The organism is Streptomyces sp. NPDC034049, assembly GCF_055575575.1.
The window spans coordinates 650942-670139 of the sequence record NZ_JBVISJ010000002.1; the positions used below are offsets into that span (position 1 = coordinate 650942).

A 19198-nucleotide genomic window follows, 5' to 3' on the forward strand; every position below is an offset into this window, starting at 1 on the left:
GCGCTCTCAGCTCAGCACCTCAGGGGGCACCTCAGTGGAAGAAGTGCCGCGTCCCCGTGAAGTACATCGTGATGCCGGCCTTCTGCGCGGCCTCGACGACCAGCTCGTCACGGACCGAACCGCCCGGCTGGACGATGGCCTTGACGCCGGCCGCGCCCAGGACGTCGATGTTGTCGGGGAACGGGAAGAAGGCGTCCGAGGCGACGTACGAGCCCCGCGCGCGCTCGGCGCCGGCCCGCTCCACCGCCAGCTTGCAGGAGTCGACGCGGTTGACCTGCCCCATGCCGACACCGACCGACGCGCCGTCCTTGGCGAGCAGGATCGCGTTGGACTTCACCGCGCGGCATGCCTTCCAGGCGAACGCCAGCTCGGCCAGTTCCTCCGCGGAGAGGGCGTCACCGGTGGCCAGGGTCCAGTTCGCCGGGTCGTCCCCGTCGGCCTGGAGCCGGTCGGTCACCTGGAGCAGCGCACCGCCGTCCACGGGCTTCAGCTCCACCGGGGCCGCGGGCGCGCCCGGCGCCTTCAGCACGCGGATGTTCTTCTTCTTGGCGAGGGCCTCCAGGGCCCCCTCCTCGTAGTCGGGCGCGACGATGACCTCGGTGAAGATCTCCGCGACCTGCTCCGCCATCTCCTTGCTGACCGGCCGGTTGACGGCGATCACACCGCCGAACGCGGAGAGCGGGTCACAGGCGTGCGCCTTGCGGTGCGCCTCGGCGACATCCGCGCCGACCGCGATACCGCAGGGGTTGGCGTGCTTGATGATCGCGACGGCGGGCTCGTCGTGGTCGTACGCGGCACGGCGCGCGGCGTCCGTGTCCGTGTAGTTGTTGTACGACATCTCCTTGCCGTGCAGCTGCTCGGCCTCGGCGAGACCGCCGGTGCCGGAGACGTACAGCGCGGCCGGCTGGTGCGGGTTCTCGCCGTAGCGCAGGGTGTGCGCGCGCTCCCAGGTGGCCCCGAGGAAGTCGGGGAACTGCGAGTCGTCGGCGGGCGCGTAGGACGACGCGAACCAGGAGGCCACGGCGACGTCGTACGCGGCCGTGTGCTGGAAGGCCTCGGCCGCGAGCCGCTTGCGGGTGGAGAGGTCGAAGCCGCCGTCCTTGACCGCGCCGAGGACGTCCGCGTACCGGGCGGGGCTGGTGACGACCGCGACGGAGGGGTGGTTCTTGGCGGCGGCGCGGACCATCGAGGGGCCACCGATGTCGATCTGCTCGACGCACTCGTCGGGGGTGGCGCCGGAGGCGACGGTCTCCCGGAACGGGTAGAGGTTCACGACGACGAGGTCGAACGGCTCGACGCCCAGCTCGGCGAGCTGGCGCTGGTGGTCCTCCAGCCGGAGGTCGGCGAGGATGCCCGCGTGGACCCTGGGGTGCAGGGTCTTGACCCTGCCGTCCAGGCACTCGGGGAAGCCGGTGAGTTCCTCGACCTTGGTGACGGGGACGCCGGCGGCGGCGATCTTCGCGGCCGTGGAGCCGGTGGAGACGAGCTCGACACCGGCCTCGTGCAGCCCACGCGCGAGGTCCTCGAGGCCGGTCTTGTCGTAGACGCTGACAAGCGCACGGCGAATGGCCCGCTTGGCGTTGCTCTCGGCGGTCACTGGATAACTACCTTTCGTCCCTCAATGCGATAGCCGTTGCGGGCGAGCCGCCCCACGACATCGACGAGCAGCCTTCGCTCGACTTCCTTGATGCGCTCGTGCAGAGCGCTCTCGTCGTCCTCGTCCCGGATCTCCACCACGCCCTGCGCGATGATCGGCCCGGTGTCGACGCCGTCGTCGACGAAGTGGACGGTGCAGCCGGTGACCCGGGCGCCGTAGGCGAGCGCGTCCCGCACGCCGTGGGCCCCGGGGAAACTGGGGAGGAGAGCCGGGTGGGTGTTGACGAACCGGCCGCCGAACCGCGCCAGGAACTCCTTCCCCACGATCTTCATGAACCCGGCGGAGACGACGAGATCGGGCTCGTACGCGGCGACGGCCTCGGCGAGCGCCGCGTCCCACTGCTCGCGCGTCTCGTGGTCCTTGACCCGGCAGACGAAGGTCGGCAGTCCGGCGCGCTCGGCGCGGGCGAGCCCCTCGACGCCGCCGCGGTCGGCTCCGACGGCCACGATCTCGGCGCCGTAGGCCTCGGCGCCGGTCGTCGCGATGGCGTCCAGCAACGCCTGGAGGTTGGTGCCGGATCCGGAGACCAGCACGACGAGGCGCTTGGCCACGGGCTTGGCGGCCACGGTGGGGCCCTTTCTACGGGTTCGTCGGGTGACACGGGTACTGCGCGCTTGTGCATTCATACGAATGCTTCGCGTCCCCCGATACGGGGAACTCTACGAAGCGGCCGACCGGCAGCAACGATACCGGCACATCGGACGGCCCCCGTGGGACGGGGGCGTGGCCGGGAGGTAGCGTCTGCCGGGAGTGGGCTCGGGAACGCGGTCGGTGTGCGGGGCGTTCACGGAGTGACAGCTCATGCCCTACCAGTAGATTTCACCACCAGCCTCTCTCAGCCTCTCTCGCCAGACTTCGCCGCTGACTCACCGCTGACTCATCGCCGTACTCACCAAGGGGAAGACTTACTCCTGATGCCGGACCGCAGCCTCCGCCTTCCTTCGCTCCTGCTGCGCGAGCGGAGTTCCTCGCCCACGCCTCCGCGCGAGAGCGAGGACACCCCCGAGTCCGGGCAGCCCGGGCGGGGCCAGGGTTCAGGCTCTTCGGACGACAATCCGTTCGCGCCGCCGCCCGAGGGCGCGCCCGACCGGCCGTGGCAGCCGCGCCGGCCCGACGGCCGGGGTTCCGACGACGGAGCGGGGCGCGGTGGTGGTCACTCGCCGTGGGGCAGCCAGTGGAGCGACCGGCAGCCCGGCCGCTCGTCCGGTGGACCCTTCGGTGAGCGTCCCGGTGGCCAGGGCGGACCGGGTGGGCCCGGCGGTTCCGGCCAGGGTCCGGAGGGCGGGCCCGGCAGCGGGCTCCGCTGGGACCCGACGGACCCGGCCCAGCGCCGTGCACGGTACTCGTTGCTCTGCGGCATGTGGGCCTTCTTCTTCGCGCTCTTCGCCTGGCCGTACGTGGCCCTGCTGCTCGGTTCGCTGGCCGTGTACTGGGCGGTGAGCGCGCTGCGCGCCAAGCCGTCCACGCCGGATCCGTCGCGCCCGGCGGCGCCCGAGCCGAGCGGTCGCCCGCAGCGGACGGCGGCCATCAGCGGCCTGGTGACCTCCACGCTCGCGCTCGCGATCGTCGCCGTCACCTTCACGGCGCAGTTCGTCTACCGCGACTACTACACCTGCGTCGACGACTCCCTCACCACGGTCTCCGCCAAGTCCTGCAAGGACCTCCTCCCGGAGGGCCCGCTGCGGGAGGTACTGGGCGCGCAGTAGCCGCCCGGCACACCAGCCGATACGCCCACGAAGGCGCCGCCGATACGCACGGGCGGCGCCTTCGCCTTGTCAGACCGCGCCCTCGGAAGGGTCCTGGGTGGTGCCGGTGTCGAGCCCCGCCACGCCGTCGGACGACGAGCCGGTGGTGGGTACGGATACGGGGTCGGGGCCGGGGTCGGAGTCGGGGTCGGGGTCGGGGTCGGGGTCCGCGTCGGGGCCTGATGCGGGGGTGGGCCCTGATGCGGGGGTGGGGCTCGGGCCCGAAGCACGCGCCGGGGGCGGGGCGGGCTCAGGAGCTCGTTCGCCTTCGATCCGGGCCGTCAACGCCTCGCGCAGCGCCGCCCAGCGCGCCTCGCGGGAAGCCGGGTCCCAGACGGGCGGGGTCGTGGGGGCGGCGGGCTTGTTCGCGTACGGGTCGAGGGCGTCGTACGGCGCCACGGCGTCGGAGGGGCCGTCTCCTGAGCCGGTGCCGACGGCAGGCGTGGAAACCGTCGTGGTCCGCGGTTCAGCCGCAGGCGTCCCGACGGACCCCTCCTGCCCTGTCTCAACCCCCGGCACACCCGACGCCGACTCCCGCCCCGTCTCGACCCCCGGCACACCCAAGACCGACTCTCGCCCCGTCCCGGCCCCTGGCACACCCGACGCCGACTCCCGCCCGGACCCGCCCTCCGGCCCCTTCTCCCGCCTGGTCTCGGCCCCCGTCGCCCCCACCGCACTCGCCCCACCAGCCCCCCTGGCGCCCGGCACCCCCGCACCCGTGCGCCGTCCCGTCGTCGACGCGGTAGCCGTGGGCTTGGGGGCGCGTGTCCGTGCCCAGCGGGCCGTCAGGGCGACCGGGACCCCCACCGCGCCCACCCACGCGCCGGCCGCGCCGCCCGCTCGCCACCCCACCGGGCCGAAGTCGGTGAGCGCGGCGACGCCGAGGGGGCCGCCGGCGAGGTGGACGAGGAGGGCGACCGCGGCGACGCACAGCAGCGCGGCGAGGAGAGCCGCGGCGGCCGTACGCCGCACAGACCACCGCGCCGACCGGTCGGCGGCGGCCCGCGCCGCGACGAACCACCCGACCGTCACCCCCGCGGCGAAGGGCACCGCCCCCACGACCCAGTAGACCGGGGCACCCCCGCCCGCCGGAACGGCGGCGAGCAACGGGAAGGACGGCAGGAACGGGGCGGGAGCGGCCGCGCTCAGCGGCGCGACGGTGTGCCCGGCGCTCAGCACGAACCCGGGGCCGAGCGCGTACGCAGCCGCCCACAGCGCCGCGTTCGGGACGAGGGCGACGCAGAGCAGCAGGACGGCGAACCGCCCGGACAGCCCCTCGGTGAGCTGGAGGAAGGAGTCACGGGTCGCCGCTCCGTGCCAGACCAGGGAGACCGCCACCAGCAGGGCACCCCCGCCGGTCAGCACGAGCACCCCCGCCCCGGCGGCCCGCCCGGCGGTGGCCGCCAGTTGCCGCCGCCCTTCGGTCCCCGGGGCGCCTCCGAGGAGCGCGGGCAGGGGCAGCCGGGAGCGCCCGCGCGCCGCCCACACCCCCGTGCCCGCCGCGAGCGCCGCCAGCAGGGGCACGCAGAGCGCGGCCCACAGCCACGACGGGCGCAGCGCGCCCCCGGAGGCGTACAGCGTGACCACCGCACCGACGGCGGCGTAGCCGATGACGAGTCCGGCCCAGGTCGCCCGTGCGCTCACCCCGGAGCCGTCCCCCGCGTGGTCGCGGGCCGAACGGTGCAGCAGGACCACCGGCAGCGCGAGCAGGAGGAGGGGGACGAGCCCGACCGGGGCGGGGGCGCCGGAGAGTGTGTCGGTGCGGACGAGTTCCACGCCGTGGGAGAGCAGCCACAGGGCCGCCGCCACGTGCAGCGCCCCGCCGGGCCCGCTGTCCGGGTACGGCGAACTGATCCACAGCACGGTCACGAGCGCGGTGAACACCGCACATCCGAGGCCCGCCGCGAGGACCCCGCCCAGCACCCCGGAGAGCAGCTTGGACGATCGGCGACGGGCCCGCCGCAGCAACGGCGACAGCGGCGAGCGCGGCGACGACGAGTACAGGGACGCCGTCGGCGCCCCCTGCCTCAGGGGCACCCCGGGTGCCGTGGAGGAGGCATGCCAGCCGTGGTCGGAGGGGTGGCCCGGCCCCGCGGTCGGGTCGTTCGGGTCGGTCGCGTGCGTCACGTCGGCCATGCTCCCAACGACACGCGCTTTACCGGCGTAACGGACGTTTTCTGCACGTGTCGCTCAATATGTGCTTATGTGTTTTTTCGTACGCGGATGGGTCCGACGGAGGCCGCTACGGCGGGAGGCGATCCGGTGACCGCGCCCGGGGCCGGCCCCGGAGCCGCCACCGATGAGCCGTACGCCCAGCGCGGGACCGAGTGGTACCAGCAGCCCCTGGGCACCGGCCCCGACACCGGCGATCCGGCCGCCGCGGCCCCGACCCGGCCCCGCCTGACGCCCGCCCAGGCCTTCGACGCGCTCTACGCGTACTGCGCCCCCACCCTCGTACAGCAGACCTATCTGCTCACCGGGCAGCGTCGGCTCGCCCAGGAGGCCGTGGAGCGTGCCTTCCAGCTCGCCTGGCACCGCTGGCCGGAGGTGGCGGTCGACCGCGACCCGGCGGGCTGGGTGCGGGCCGCGGCCCACGACTACGCCCTCTCCCCGTGGCGCCGTGTGCACCCCCGCCCGTTCCAGCGCCGCGAACCACCGCCGGCCGACCCCACCGGCCGCGCCCTGCTGACCGCCCTCCTGGAACTGCCGCCCCCGTACCGCCGGACCCTGCTCCTCTACGACGGCGTGGGCCTGGACCTGCCCGACACGGCCGCCGAGACGGAGGCCAGCACACCCGCCGCGGCCGGCCGCCTCCTCTACGCCCGCGCGACCGTCACCGCACGACTCCCCCAGCCGGTCGCCCCCGACGACCTCAACCGCCTCCTCGCCGCGCTCCCGGCCGGCGTCCGCCCCGGCCCGACCAAGCCGCTCGCCCTCCGCGCCCGGGCCGATCTGCGGGCCCGGCGCTGGATCCACGCCGCGATCGCCTTCACCACCCTGCTGCTCACCACCACCGCCCTCACCCTCCACACCGCCCCCGACCACTACGAGCCCCCGGTCCCCCCGGGCGCCCCGGTCCAGGGCATCCCCCCGAGAGCGGCCCCGGGCCCCCTCTCCAAGACCGAGCAGAAGCTCCGCGCCAAGCTCAGATCGGAGGCGACGGCCGGCCCGGAACGCCTGCACCCCGAACCGCACTGACCGGAGGCCCGCGGCCCTCTGAGCGGAGACCCACCGACCGGAGGCCGGCTGAGCGGCGCGGCCGACGCGGTCGCTACGCCCGGACACGCCAGTGGGCCCGCACCCCGAACAGGGGTGCGGGCCCACAGAAGGCTCGGCCGAGCCGAAGATCAGCCGTTGAGGATCTCGCGCGCGAGCTTCGCCGTCTCGGTCGGCGTCTTGCCGACCTTGACGCCGGCGGCCTCCAGGGCCTCCTTCTTGGCGGCGGCCGTACCGGAGGAGCCGGACACGATGGCGCCGGCGTGGCCCATGGTCTTGCCCTCGGGCGCGGTGAACCCGGCGACGTAACCGACGACCGGCTTCTTCACGTTGGCCTTGATGAAGTCGGCGGCACGCTCCTCGGCGTCGCCACCGATCTCACCGATCATCACGATCAGGTCGGTGTCGGGGTCGGCCTCGAACGCGGCGAGCGCGTCGATGTGCGTCGTACCGATGACCGGGTCGCCACCGATGCCGACGGCCGAGGAGAAGCCGATGTCCCGCAGCTCGTACATCATCTGGTACGTCAGCGTGCCGGACTTCGAGACCAGACCGATGCGGCCCGGCTTGGTGATGTCACCGGGGATGATGCCGGCGTTCGACTGACCGGGGGTGATCAGACCCGGGCAGTTCGGGCCGATGATCCGGGTCTTGTTGCCCTGCGACACGGCGTACGCGTAGAACGCGGCGGAGTCGTGGACCGCGATGCCCTCGGTGATGACGACCGCGAGCGGGATCTCGGCGTCGATGGCCTCGACGACGGCGGCCTTGGCGAAGGCCGGCGGCACGAAGAGGACGGATACGTTCGCGCCCGTCTTCTCGATCGCCTCGGCGACGGTGCCGAAGACCGGGATCTCGGTGCCGTCGACGTCGACGCTCGTGCCCGCCTTGCGGGGGTTCACGCCACCGACGATGTTCGTGCCGTCGGCCAGCATGAGCTTGGTGTGCTTCATGCCCGTGGCACCGGTCATGCCCTGGACGATGACCTTGCTGTCCTTGTTCAGGAAGATAGCCATGGCTGTTCTGTCCCTCTTCCCTTACTTCGCAGCCGCGAGCTCGGCGGCCTTGTCGGCCGCGCCGTCCATGGTGTCCACGCGCTGCACCAGCGGGTGGTTGGCGTCGGAGAGGATCTTGCGACCCAGCTCGGCGTTGTTGCCGTCCAGGCGGACGACGAGGGGCTTGGTGACTTCCTCGCCCTTGTCCTTCAGCAGCTGCAGCGCCTGCACGATGCCGTTGGCGACCTCGTCACAGGCGGTGATGCCACCGAAGACGTTGACGAAGACGGACTTGACGTCCGGGTCGCCGAGGATGATCTCCAGGCCGTTCGCCATGACGGCGGCGGAGGCGCCACCGCCGATGTCGAGGAAGTTGGCGGGCTTGACGCCACCGTGGTTCTCACCGGCGTACGCGACGACGTCCAGGGTGCTCATGACGAGACCCGCGCCGTTGCCGATGATGCCGACCTCACCGTCGAGCTTGACGTAGTTGAGGTTCTTCTCCTTGGCGGCGGCCTCGAGGGGGTTCGCGGCCGCGTGGTCGACGAGCTCCTCGTGGTCGGGGTGGCGGAAGTCCGCGTTCTCGTCCAGGGAGACCTTGCCGTCGAGGGCGATGACATCGCCGGAGGCGACCTTCGCCAGCGGGTTGACCTCGACGAGGAGGGCGTCCTCCTCGATGAAGGTCTTCCACAGGGTGACGAGGATGTCGGCGACCTTGTCGGCGACCTCGGCCGGGAAGTTCGCGGCCTCGACGATGCCACGGGCGACCTCGGGGGTCACACCGACGTTGGCGTCGATCGGGGTCTTGGCGACGGCCTCGGGGCGGGTGGCCGCCACCTCCTCGATCTCCATGCCGCCCTCGACGGAGGCGATGGAGAGGAAGGTGCGGTTGGTGCGGTCGAGGAGGTAGGAGACGTAGTACTCCTCGACGATCTCCGGAGCGGTCTCGGCGATCATCACCTTGTGGACCGTGTGGCCCTTGATGTCCATCCCGAGAATGTCCGTCGAACGGGCGACGGCCTCGTCCGGGGTGGCGGCGAGCTTGACGCCGCCGGCCTTGCCTCGACCACCGACCTTCACCTGCGCCTTGACGACAGACTTGCCGCCCAGCCGCTCGGTGATCTCGCGCGCCGCCTCAGGCGTGTCGATGACTTCACCGGCCAGCACCGGTACACCGTGCTTGGCGAAGAGGTCCCTCGCCTGGTACTCGAACAGGTCCACGCGCTTCCGTCCCTATCAGTGATCGCGGTTCGTCTGATGCGTGGGCGTGCCGCGAAGGGCAACGTGACGTCCGCCGAGAGTCACAAGGGAGGCGCACACGGTGTCCGAGCGCGCGGCATGTCCGTCTCGCAGGTTATCGCTGCTTCCGGGAGCCCCCTAAATCGCGGGTCACACCTGAGCGGTGATACCTGTCACATGATGCCGCGCTCACTGGCACGGCGTGCCGCGCGTGCGGGACCTCACCGGACGGGGGTACGTCCGGTGAGGTCCCTGAGGGCCCTTCACCTATGTCGAAGGGCCCCGACGGGCGATCTCCTCCCCAAGGGAGACCGACCGTCACCGCCCTCGGCATCCGCGCGGACCGGGCCGACGGCTTTCGGCCGTCCGGGTATCGCCTGAGGGTCGGTCGACTGTGACCGCGTCTCCTACGGACCTGGAGATCGCTACGGCGTAGGGCCGCTACGGCGTAGGGGCGCGCGGTGGACGAAAGGGGGACCGGGGTGACCTGTGCGGCGCGGAGCGCGACCGGTGACGTCGTTTCCGCGTCTTCGTGATCCGGCGCTCCCCCGCGCTGCGGAGGGGCGCCCGGACGGGCGGCGGACGTGGTCGGCCCGCGCGGAGCCACAGGCCCGGCGGTGTGAGGAGCCCGTTTCCTAGCCGGGGAAGACGGGGACGTCCCGGTGCCGCTCCCGGGTCCCGCCCGCGGCGTCGGCCACGGGAGCGCCTGGCACGAGGCCCAGCGGCGTGTGGGGGAGGGCGGCGAGGGCGTGCGGCTCGGCGTGCCGCGGCCCGCCGTTGTCGACGGCGGAGTGCCGGCCGAGGGCGCCCGTCGGAAGCCCGTCCTGGCTCTGTCGCACGGGCGTACGCACACCAGGCGAATCGTCGGCGCCTACGTCGGCGCCGGCGGTCCGGTGAGGTGCCGGCACAGCCACCGCACCGCCGACCACGACGGTCGGCCCGTACGCGACGGGTAACGGGCCGCGGGCCTGGCCGGAGACCCGTGCGGCGTCACGCCCGACGTCACGCCCGCCGTCACCGTCCGGGACCTGGTCCGGCTTCTCGGCCTCCGTCGGCCCCGACTCCTGCGGCCCCTCGCCGACGGGCAGCGACTCCACCGGCAGGGTGCTCCACCCGGGCACCCCCGGGAGATCGGGGAGATGGGGGAGATGGGGGAGATCCGGAGGCTCCGGCGACTGCGGCAGCTCAGGAAGCCCCGGCACCACCCCGGGCAGCGACGGCAGACTCACCGACGGCAGCTGCGACGTCACTCCGCCCAGCCCTTCGGTCACCGACTCGACGAGGTCCCCCACCGGCACGACGACGCCCTCGGTGACGGGCACCGCGGCACCGTCCGTGACGGGCCGCACGACCGATGCGGTGACGGGCCGCACGACCTTCTCGACGACCGGCCGCACGACTTCTCCGACGACCGGCTCCAGGGCTCCCTCGGTCACGGACCGCCGGACAGCTTGCTGAGGCACCGGCTGGCCGACGGTTTCGGTGACCGGTCGCGCGGAGTGCTCGGTGGCCGGTCGGGCCGTGTGCCCGGTGGCCGGCCGCAGGACGTGGTGGGTGACGGCGGTGAGCGGTGGCGGCGAAGTCGGCGCGCCGTCAGCGGCGTTCGCCCGTTCCCCGCACAGGACGCCCAGCACGAACAGCCCACCCAACAACAGCGCCACCCGCACCAGACGGCACCCGGCGGCCCCGCGCAGGGCCGCACCGGCACCAGCGCCGGGAAGCGGGGTCGCTGAGGTCACGACGGGAAGATCCTCCGGTGCGGCGGAACGGCGGAGTACGGGGTGAACATGCGCGAGATGCGAACAGTCGTGTGAAGGCTGTGAAGTGTCGCCGATCCTCGCACGGGACGCCGTGCGTCGCGCAACCCCCCTGTCACCGACGCGTTCTCATGTCCGCTTTTCAATCTCCCTTGTCCGGTTACCGCCTGCCGCAACGGTCGCCGCCGGTGTCACCACCCGTGCCGCCGTTCACGCACGGTCCGGTATCGGCAGCGGCCGCTTCTCGATCGCGGCCGCCATCACCTCCGGGAAGAGGTCGGGCGTACAGGCGAACGCCGGTGCGCCGAGCGCCGCGAGGGCCGCCGCGTGCTCGCGGTCGTACGCCGGCGTGCCCTCGTCGGAGAGGGCGAGCAGCGTCACGAACTGCACCCCCGACGCCTTCATCGCCGCCACCCGCTTCAGCATCTCGTCGCGGATACCGCCCTCGTAGAGGTCGCTGATCAGCACGACGACGGTGTCGGCGGGCCGGGTGATCTGCGACTGGCAGTACGCCAGGGCCCTGTTGATGTCGGTGCCGCCGCCGAGTTGGGTGCCGAAGAGGACGTCGACCGGGTCGTCGAGCTGGTCGGTGAGGTCGACGACGGCCGTGTCGAAGACGACGAGCCGGGTGCTGATGGACCGCATGGACGCCAGCACCGCCCCGAACACCGAGGCGTAGACGACGGACGCCGCCATGGATCCCGACTGGTCGATGCAGAGGACGACCTCCTTCTTCACCGACTGCGAGGCCCGGCCGTACCCGATGAGCCGCTCGGGTACGACGGTCCGGTACTCCGGCAGGTAGTTCTTGAGGTTGGCCGCGATCGTGCGGTTCCAGTCGATGTCGTGGTGGCGCGGCCGGTTGACGCGGGCGCTGCGGTCGAGGGCGCCGGTGAGGGTGGCCCGGGTGCGGGTCGCGAGCCGCTTCTCCAGATCCTCGACGACCTTCCTCACGACGGCCCGAGCGGTCTCCTTCGTCGTCTCCGGCATGGCCTTGTTCAGCGAGAGCAGCGTGCCGACGAGGTGGACGTCGGCCTCGACCGCCTCCAGCATCTCCGGCTCCAGCAGCAGCGCTGAGAGTCCGAGCCGGTCGATGGCGTCCCGCTGCATCACCTGGACGACGGAGGAGGGGAAGTACGTCCGGATGTCCCCCAGCCACCGCGCCACGGACGGCGCCGACGCCCCGAGCCCCGCCGAACGATTCTGCCCCGCCCCCGACCTGTCGCCCTTCCCGTACAGGGCGGTCAACGCCTGGTCCATCGCCGCGTCCCGCCCCCCGAGCGCGCACCCGGTGCCGTCCGCCGACTCCCCACCCAGAACGAGCCGCCAACGCCGCAACCGCTCGGCGGCCACATCCACCTCGGGCCGCGCTGTCGTCATCGCCGCACCCCCGTACGGAACCGGACCCAGAGAGGCATCACCGTGATGGTCGTCGGCCCGTCGCCCGCGCCCGGCCCGCGCCGCCGCACATGACCGTGCCCGTCCCTGCCGTCCCTCGCCCCCACGACCCGCCCCGGCTCGCGCAGTCCGTCACTCGTCATCCCGCCACCCCCACAAGGTCGTTGTCGCCGGTCTTCTCCCGCTCGGCGTCCTCCCGATCGCCGTGATCTCCCCGAGCGCCCTCGGGCTCGTCGTCCAGGCCCAGCAGCAGCCGCACCACCGGCAGCACCGCATCGGCACGGTCACTGTCGAGTTCGTCCGCGTGACCCGCCGTGCCGTCACCGCCGGCCGCCGCACTCACCCGCCGGCCGGGCCCGCGGCGGACCAGCTCGCCGAGCGTGCGGCGCACCCCCGGCTCGTACTCCGAGAACGTCCGGCGCAGCAAGGGCAGTACGTCCGTGAACGCGTCCCCCGGCACGCCGGTCAGCCAGGCGTCCACCAATCCCAGGAGCCGTTCGTCGTGGACGAGCAGCATTCCGCCACCGGAGCCTCCGCCGACGAAGCCCTCGATCCAGGCCGCCGCGTCGCCCGGTGCCGTGCCCGGCGAGAGCACGAGCCCCATGAGCCGGGCCGCCTCGTCCTGCGCCAACGCCCCGTCGTCCAGCAGGAGTCGTACGGCCCGCCCTCGAACGACACCGGGCACCGTGTCCCGGACCGACAGGACGCGGAGCACCGAGTGCCAGCGGGATCGCAGGCGGCCACCCCGTGCCGCCCGCTCGCCCTGCACGGCGTCGTCCCGTGCCGGGCCCTCGCCCTGCACGGCGTCCCCCAGGAGCCCCACCGCGCCGTGCACGGCGTCGACATGGCGGCGCATCTCCTGTGCGGCCTCCGCGTCGAGCGCGGCGCACGCGGGCGGCAGTCCGACGAAGACGCGTTCCGCGAGCCCGGCGGCGACCTCGGCCAGCGCGCGGGTGTCGGTGGCGCGGACGTCGCCGTAGCGGAGGGAGCGGACGAGGGCCGGGAGCGCCTGGGCCAGGTGGCCGACGTCGGCGTCGAGGGCGGCGCGGTCGGCGAGGACGCGCATCACCACGGGCAGGGCGTCCGGGAGTTCCGCGAGGAGGCAGTGCTCGGCGAGGCCGGTGATGTCGGCGAGGGAGCGGGCCGTGACGGCGTCCGCCTCGGCCTTCGCGGTGGTCGCGGCGAGCACGGTGGTACCCCAGACCCCGGCTTCGGCGACGCGCACGGACAGCTCGGGCTCCCAGCGCAGCCGCCAGGTCTCCCGGAACGTGCCCGTGCTGCCGCGCGAGGTGGACGGCTCGCCCCAGGCCACGCCGAGCAGCCGCAGCCGGTGCAGCAACCGGCTGCGTTCGGCGTCGTTCTCCTTCCGCAGGTCGAGCTCCAACTCCCGTTCCAGCGCCTCCGGCTTGAGCCGCAGCCGCCGCTGGAGCCGGGTGAGGTCCCGCTGCAACGGCACCGCCGGCGCGGACTCCGGCACCTCCCCCAGCACGTCCCCGACGACCAGCCGGTCCCGTACCAGCGACAGCGGTACGTCCGAGCCGTCGCACATCACCGCGCGTACGGCGTCGGTGGTCTCGGTCAGGCCGGGCAGCGGGCGGCCGCGCATCGCGGCGAGCGTCTCGGCCAGCCGTACCGCCTCGATGACGTGCGCGGAGGAGACGATCCGGTCCTCCTCGCGCAGCAGTCCGGCCACCTTGGTGAGCCACCGCTCCACGGGGCGGTCGGGCGCGCCGAACAGGTGTCCGTACCAGCCCGGCGAGTCGATGCCCGCGCCGTATCCGCCCGCGCGGGCCAGTCGCCGGTTGGTCCACGGCACCCAGGTCATGTCGGTCCTGACCTTGGGCAGCCCCTTCAGCAACGCCCGGTCGGCGGCCACGGTCCGCCTCTGCCGCAGGGCAGGCACATGCCAGGCCCCGCACACGACGGCCACTGCGTCGTCCCCGAACTCCTTCTGCGCGGCCCGGACCTGCAAGCGCATGTACGCCTCGCGCACCAGGTCCCGAGCGCGTCCCCCGGTGCCGTACGCCTCCCGGAGCGCCCCCATGGCCTCCTCCAGCACGGCGAACGGCGCGAAGGCGTCCCCGCCCGTCCCCCGGTGCTCGACCACGTCCTCCCACCACCGCTCCGCGTCGTCGTACCCGGCGGCCTCGGCGAGCGCGGCGAGCGGGTCGCCCCGGAGCGGTTCCTCCCCGGGCGGCGCGGTCGACTCCCCCGGCTCGGCGTCGGTGTCCTCCTCGCGCGAGCGGGCCAGCGAGTGCGCGGCCGGCAGGTCGATGAAGCGGGCCGGTACGCCGTGGGCCAGGGCCCAGCGCATGGCCACCCACTCCGGGGAGAACTCGGCGAAGGGCCAGAAGGAGGACCGGCCGGGCTCGTCCACCGCGTGGGCGAGGAGCGCGACCGGCGGCCGCATGTCCTCGTCGGCCGCGAGCGGGATCAGTCCGTCCGCCTCGGGTGGTCCTTCGATCAGCACCACCCCGGGCCGCGCCGCGTCCAGCGCGGCCCGCACCGCCCGGGCCGACCCCGGCCCGTGATGCCGCACGCCCAGCAGCAAGGGACCGCCCCCGCCGCCCGCAGCCGCTGCCTCCCCCCGCTCGCTCACACGCTCACCTCCCGGCAGGCGCGGTAGAAGTCGGTCCAGCCGTCGCGCTCGCGGACGACGGCCTCCAGGTACTCCTGCCAGATGACGCGGTCGGCGGCGGGGTCTCGGACGACGGCGCCGAGGATGCCGGCGGCGACGTCGGAGGGCCGCAGGACGCCGTCGCCGAAGTGCGCGGCGAGGGCGAGTCCGCCGGTCACGACGGAGATCGCCTCGGCGGTGGAGAGCGTGCCGCTGGGCGACTTCAGCTTCGTCCGGCCGTCCGTCGTGACCCCGTCGCGCAGCTCGCGGAAGACCGTGACGACGCGGCGGATCTCGTCGACGCCGTCGGGCACGGCCGGCAGGTCGAGCGACCGGCCGAGCTGGTCGACGCGGCGCGAGACGATGTCGACCTCGGCGTCGGCACTCTCCGGCAGCGGCAGCACCACGGTGTTGAACCGGCGGCGCAGGGCGCTCGACAGGTCGTTCACCCCTCGGTCGCGGTCGTTGGCCGTGGCGATGAGGTTGAAGCCGCGGACGGCCTGCACCTCCTGCCCCAACTCCGGTATCGGCAGCGTCTTCTCGGACAGGATCGTGATCAGCGTGTCCTGGACGTCGGCCGGGATCCGGGTCAGCTCCTCCACCCGCGCCGTCATGCCTTCCGCCATGGCCCGCATGACGGGGCTCGGCACGAGGGCGTCGCGGCTCGGGCCGTGGGCCAGCAGCTGCGCGTAGTTCCAGCCGTACCGGATCGCCTCCTCCGGTGTGCCCGCCGTGCCCTGCACGAGCAGTGTGGAATCGCCGCTGACGGCCGCCGCCAGGTGTTCGGAGACCCAGGTCTTGGCGGTGCCGGGCACGCCCAGCAGGAGCAGCGCGCGGTCGGTGGCGAGCGTGGTGACGGCCACCTCGACGATGCGGCGCGGTCCGACGTACTTCGGTGTGATCACCGTGCCGTCAGGCAGCGTCCCGCCGAGCAGATAGGTGGCGACGGCCCACGGCGAGAGCTTCCAGCGGGCCGGCCGCGGCCGGTCGTCCTGGGCGGCCAGCGCGGTCAGTTCATGGGCGTAGGCGTGCTCGGCGTGCGCCCGCAGCACCTCGCCGTCCGGAGGTGTGCCCGGGCGCGCGTCCTCACGCGTGTCCGGGTGCGCGCTCGTGTCCGTGTTCGCGGGCGCGGACTGGTTGTGGCTCGGGTCGGCAGTGGTCGTTCCAGCAGACGCAGGCATGGCTGAGTCCCCCTCCAGCTCGGCCGGTTCGGATCTGCTGACCACACTGCACCACGCCACTGACAATCCAGTCTGACCTGGGGAAATTGGATCGTGCAAGCCAATTGTCAGTGGTGGGATCTACCTTCGGAACATGACTCAGCAGGGGGTGCGCTGGACAGCTGAGCAGGTGCTGGCATTGGCGCCTGACGCAGCGTCGCGCAAAGCCGGAAGCAAACTCGCCGTGGCCGGACCCTGGTCGGCGGCGGGCACTTCGGACGTGGGGACGGTGTGGGGACTATGCAAAGGCAGTGGCAGCAAGCCGTATCAGACAGTGATCGACGTCGCGGACTCCACCGGGCCCGCCTACAAGTGCAGTTGTCCGAGCAGGAAGTTCCCGTGCAAGCATGCGCTGGGGCTGCTCCTGCTCTGGGCGGGCGACGACACCGCGGTGCCTCCTGGGCAGGCGCCGGACTGGGCGGAGCAGTGGCTTGCCGGCCGCCGCACGCGCGCAGCGGAGAGGGCGACGAGGACGGACGCGGCATCTGGGGCCACGTCCGCTGACCCCGAGGCGGCGCGTCGCCGAGCCGAGCGGCGCGCCGACCGGATCACGGCGGGCGCGACAGAGCTCGAACAGCGCCTGGCCGACCTGTTCCGCGGCGGTCTGGCCGCCGCGGAACAGGCGGGATACGCGCTCTGGGAGGAGACGGCGGCCCGCATGGTCGACGCCCAGGCGCCCGGACTGGCGTCTCGGGTGCGGGAGTTGGGCGCCATACCGGGCTCGGGCCCGGGGTGGCCGGTCCGCCTCCTGGAGGAGTGCGCGCTCCTCCATCTGCTGGACCAGGGCTGGCTGCGCCGCGAAGACCTCCCGGAGGGCCTCGCGGCCACGGTCCGCTCCCGGATCGGCCTGTCCGGCTCCCCGGACGGCCCACCAGTCCGCGACCACTGGCTCACCCTCGCCCAGTACGACACCTCCGACTCCCGCCTCACCACCCGCCGCATCTGGCTGTACGGCACCGGGTCGGGCCGTACGGCACTGCTCCTCTCCTACGGAGCCGCCGGCCGCGCCCCCGAGCTGTCGCTCCCGGTCGGGCTCGCCGTCGAGGCGGAGGTCGCGGCGTACCCGGGTGCGGGACAGCTGCGGGCGGCCCTGGGCGAGCGGTACACCGCGCCCGAGCCCTCGTCCGTGCGACCGCCGGGCATCACCCCGGCCGAGGCGGCGGCCCGGTACGGCACGGCCCTCCAGGACGACCCCTGGCTCGACTCGTACCCGGTCACGCTCACCCGCGTGATACCCGCCCCGGACGGCGACTCCTGGCAACTGATCGACGCCGACAGCGATCTCGCGCTTCCTCTCACCTCGTCCGCCCGCTCCCGCCCCGGCCTCTGGCGCCTCGTCGCGCTCTCCGGCGGGGCACCGCTGACGGTCTTCGGCGAGTGCGGCCACCACGGCTTCACGCCCCTGACGGCATGGCCCGCCGAGCGAGACGGCGCGCAGAAGCCCACAGGACAGGCGGTGCCGCTGTGTTGAGCCGAGACGGCGGGCGGCGGAACGAGACCCCTACGGCACACGGCAGCTGTGGCAGGGCGGTTGGCGGACCGTCAGGGAAAGCCCTCACGGCCGCTCCCCGCCTCCCCCGCCGGCGGCCCGCTCGCTTCCTCGGCCCCGCCGCGCTCCTTCGGCCGCACCGCACCGTCGCCGTACGGAAGGACCCCACATGACCGGCACCACAGGCTCTCCCTCCCCCACGGCGGCCGCGCCCGCGCTCGCCTGGGAGGAGTTGGTCACCACCGCGTTGCTCGGGACGGACCGGCGTACGCCCCCGGGGGCCGTCTCGGGCCGGGAGGCGCCGGTCGCGCTGTTGGACGCGGCGGCCGTGGCGACCGTACGGCGCAGGGCGGGGATACGGCCGGTGCGGGCGGCGGCGCGGCCCGCACCGGCGGCTGCGGACCCGCGTCCGCCCCTGCCGCCGGCCGCGACGCGCCGGCTGACGACGCTGCTGACCGACCGGCCCGGCACCGGTGGCGGACGGCGGGGCGCGGCACCCGATCTGATGGAACTCCTCCCCCAATGGCTGGCATTGGCCAACGCCTACGGGTACGCGGCGCCTCCGGAGGTCCTGCCCGCCCTGCTGGACGCGGCCCGCGGCCGTACGGATCTACGTCCGGCCGTGCTGGCCTTCGCGGGTGCGCGGGCCCTGTGGCTGGCCCGGCTGAACCCCGACTGGCGTTTCGCCCTGCGCGCGGCGCCCGGCGGCGGCGCGGCGCTCCCCGGCCCGGACGAGCCCGAACGGGTCCGGCAGCTGTGGCAGGAGGGCCTGTTCGCGGAGCGCGTCGCCCTGCTCACGGCGGTACGGGCGCGGGACGCCGCCTCTGCACGTACGTTGCTGTCGTCCACGTGGTCGACGGAGCGGGCAGAGGACCGGCTCATGTTCCTCGACACACTCCGTACGGGACTGGGGGCGGCGGACGAGCCTTTCCTGGAGGCGGCGTTGACCGACCGCAGCCGGAACGTGCGTGCCACGGCGGCGGAGTTGCTCTCGGCCCTGCCGGACTCGGCGCTCGCACGGCGGATGGCGAAGCGGGCCACCGCATGCGTGGCCGTCGACCGCACCGGCGGCGCGTCCACGGCGCCCGGGGTGCCCACGATCGTGGTCGAGGCCCCGCACGAGTGCGACCCCGGCATGGAGCGCGACGGGGTGCTGCCCAAGGCTCCGGCCGGCCGGGGAGAACGGTCGTGGTGGCTGGGCCAGCTGGTGGAGGCGGCGCCGCTCGGGGCCTGGTCGCCGCGGTTCGGGGGGCGTACGCCGGAGGAGATCGTGGCGTTGCCGGTCGCGGACGACTGGCAGGGCGAGCTGCACGGGGCGTGGTGCCGGGCGGCGGTGCGGCAGCGGGATCCCGGGTGGTCGCGGGCGTTGCTGGGGGCGCCGTCCACGCCGGAGGCCGGCGGGCCGGGAGCGGTGTCGCTGGCCGAACGGGCGAAGCTGCTGGCGACCTTGGAGGGCGAGGAGCGGGCCGAGTGGGTGGCGGGGTTCATCGCCACGCACGGCTTGTCCGAGGCGTTCCAGCTGCTCGGGGTCTGCGCGGTGCCGTGGGCTCCGCCGCTGGGGCGGGCCGTGGTGGACGCCCTCAACATCGCGCGGGACGCCGGGAGCTATCCCTGGAGCTTCAGCGGGGTGATGGGGCTGGCCGAGCGGTGCCTCGACCCTGCGGAGACCGTCCGTCTCGAACCGCTGACGGCCACCCCGGAGGCCGCGGAGGATGCGGCGCCCGGCGCCGGGGGGTACTGGGCCGAGGCGTTCCAGCGGCTGGCGACGACACTGCGCCTACGAGCGACGATGAGAACGGAGCTGGCACGGGTGGAGGGGACCGCCGCCGACTAGGACGGGAGCGGGCTGGGCGCGTGGTCGGGTG

General features: G+C 73.7%; 14 protein-coding genes. 4 read left to right on the forward strand and 10 right to left on the reverse strand.

All coding sequences use genetic code 11. From position 1 onward, the window contains the following. Nucleotides 1-31: 31 nt before the first annotated feature. Together purH and purN are read right to left on the reverse strand one after the other, a co-directional pair. A complete protein-coding gene (gene purH / locus ACZ52C_RS07720) occupies nt 32-1597 on the reverse strand; it encodes a bifunctional phosphoribosylaminoimidazolecarboxamide formyltransferase/IMP cyclohydrolase (RefSeq protein ID WP_469073882.1) in 1566 nt (521 codons plus the stop codon). Next, entirely contained in the window at nt 1594-2223 is a 630-nt protein-coding gene (purN, locus tag ACZ52C_RS07725; RefSeq protein ID WP_060883574.1) for a phosphoribosylglycinamide formyltransferase, read from the reverse strand. Before purN ends, purH begins: the two co-directional genes overlap by 4 nt. A 348-nt stretch (nt 2224-2571) precedes the next feature. Between purN and ACZ52C_RS07730 the strand changes: the two genes are divergently transcribed. Beyond that, a complete protein-coding gene (locus ACZ52C_RS07730; protein ID WP_469073883.1) occupies nt 2572-3363 on the forward strand; it encodes a hypothetical protein in 792 nt (263 codons plus the stop codon). Nucleotides 3364-3432: 69 nt separating this feature from the next. Here the strand turns inward: ACZ52C_RS07730 and ACZ52C_RS07735 are convergent, their stop codons facing one another. Next, nucleotides 3433-5538, reverse strand: a complete 2106-nt coding sequence (locus tag ACZ52C_RS07735) for a cell division protein PerM (protein ID WP_469073884.1) — start codon at nt 5536-5538, stop codon at nt 3433-3435. A 126-nt stretch (nt 5539-5664) separates the two neighbouring features. Between ACZ52C_RS07735 and ACZ52C_RS07740 the strand changes: the two genes are divergently transcribed. Beyond that, nucleotides 5665-6600 (forward strand): SigE family RNA polymerase sigma factor, encoded by a 936-nt coding sequence (locus tag ACZ52C_RS07740; RefSeq protein WP_469073885.1) that lies wholly within the window; start codon nt 5665-5667, stop codon nt 6598-6600. 149 nt (nt 6601-6749) lie between these two features. Here ACZ52C_RS07740 and sucD read toward each other — a convergent pair whose 3' ends face one another. The 7 genes from sucD to ACZ52C_RS07775 form a co-directional block, all read right to left on the reverse strand. Further along, nucleotides 6750-7634 (reverse strand): succinate--CoA ligase subunit alpha, encoded by an 885-nt coding sequence (sucD, locus tag ACZ52C_RS07745; RefSeq protein WP_086804565.1) that lies wholly within the window; start codon nt 7632-7634, stop codon nt 6750-6752. A 21-nt stretch (nt 7635-7655) separates the two neighbouring features. Beyond that, nucleotides 7656-8834, reverse strand: coding sequence for an ADP-forming succinate--CoA ligase subunit beta (gene sucC, locus ACZ52C_RS07750; protein WP_469073886.1), 1179 nt, complete (start codon nt 8832-8834; stop codon nt 7656-7658). A gap of 653 nt (nt 8835-9487) precedes the next feature. Further along, complete coding sequence (locus tag ACZ52C_RS07755; protein WP_469073887.1) at nt 9488-10591, reverse strand: hypothetical protein; 1104 nt, start codon at nt 10589-10591, stop codon at nt 9488-9490. Between the two features lie 228 nt (nt 10592-10819). Beyond that, nucleotides 10820-11989: a VWA domain-containing protein gene (locus ACZ52C_RS07760; protein WP_469073888.1), complete on the reverse strand. Its 1170-nt coding sequence runs from the start codon at nt 11987-11989 to the stop codon at nt 10820-10822. Continuing rightward, on the reverse strand, nt 11986-12150 hold the full coding sequence (locus ACZ52C_RS07765) for a hypothetical protein (protein WP_469073889.1): 165 nt from the start codon (nt 12148-12150) through the stop codon (nt 11986-11988). Before ACZ52C_RS07765 ends, ACZ52C_RS07760 begins: the two co-directional genes overlap by 4 nt. Next, entirely contained in the window at nt 12147-14606 is a 2460-nt protein-coding gene (locus ACZ52C_RS07770) for a DUF5682 family protein (RefSeq protein WP_469073890.1), read from the reverse strand. The genes ACZ52C_RS07765 and ACZ52C_RS07770 overlap by 4 nt, the downstream gene beginning before the upstream one ends. Further along, a complete protein-coding gene (locus ACZ52C_RS07775; RefSeq protein ID WP_469073891.1) occupies nt 14603-15805 on the reverse strand; it encodes an ATP-binding protein in 1203 nt (400 codons plus the stop codon). The genes ACZ52C_RS07770 and ACZ52C_RS07775 overlap by 4 nt, the downstream gene beginning before the upstream one ends. Before the next feature lie 133 nt (nt 15806-15938). On the opposite strand from ACZ52C_RS07775, the gene ACZ52C_RS07780 reads away from it, so the two are divergent. Both ACZ52C_RS07780 and ACZ52C_RS07785 read left to right on the forward strand, forming a co-directional pair. Beyond that, a complete protein-coding gene (locus ACZ52C_RS07780; protein ID WP_469073892.1) occupies nt 15939-17315 on the forward strand; it encodes an SWIM zinc finger family protein in 1377 nt (458 codons plus the stop codon). 187 nt (nt 17316-17502) lie between these two features. Further along, the gene (locus ACZ52C_RS07785) at nt 17503-19167 is read left to right on the forward strand and encodes a DUF5691 domain-containing protein (RefSeq protein WP_469073893.1); all 1665 of its coding nucleotides are present in this window, start codon (nt 17503-17505) and stop codon (nt 19165-19167) included. Nucleotides 19168-19198 lie beyond the last annotated feature (31 nt).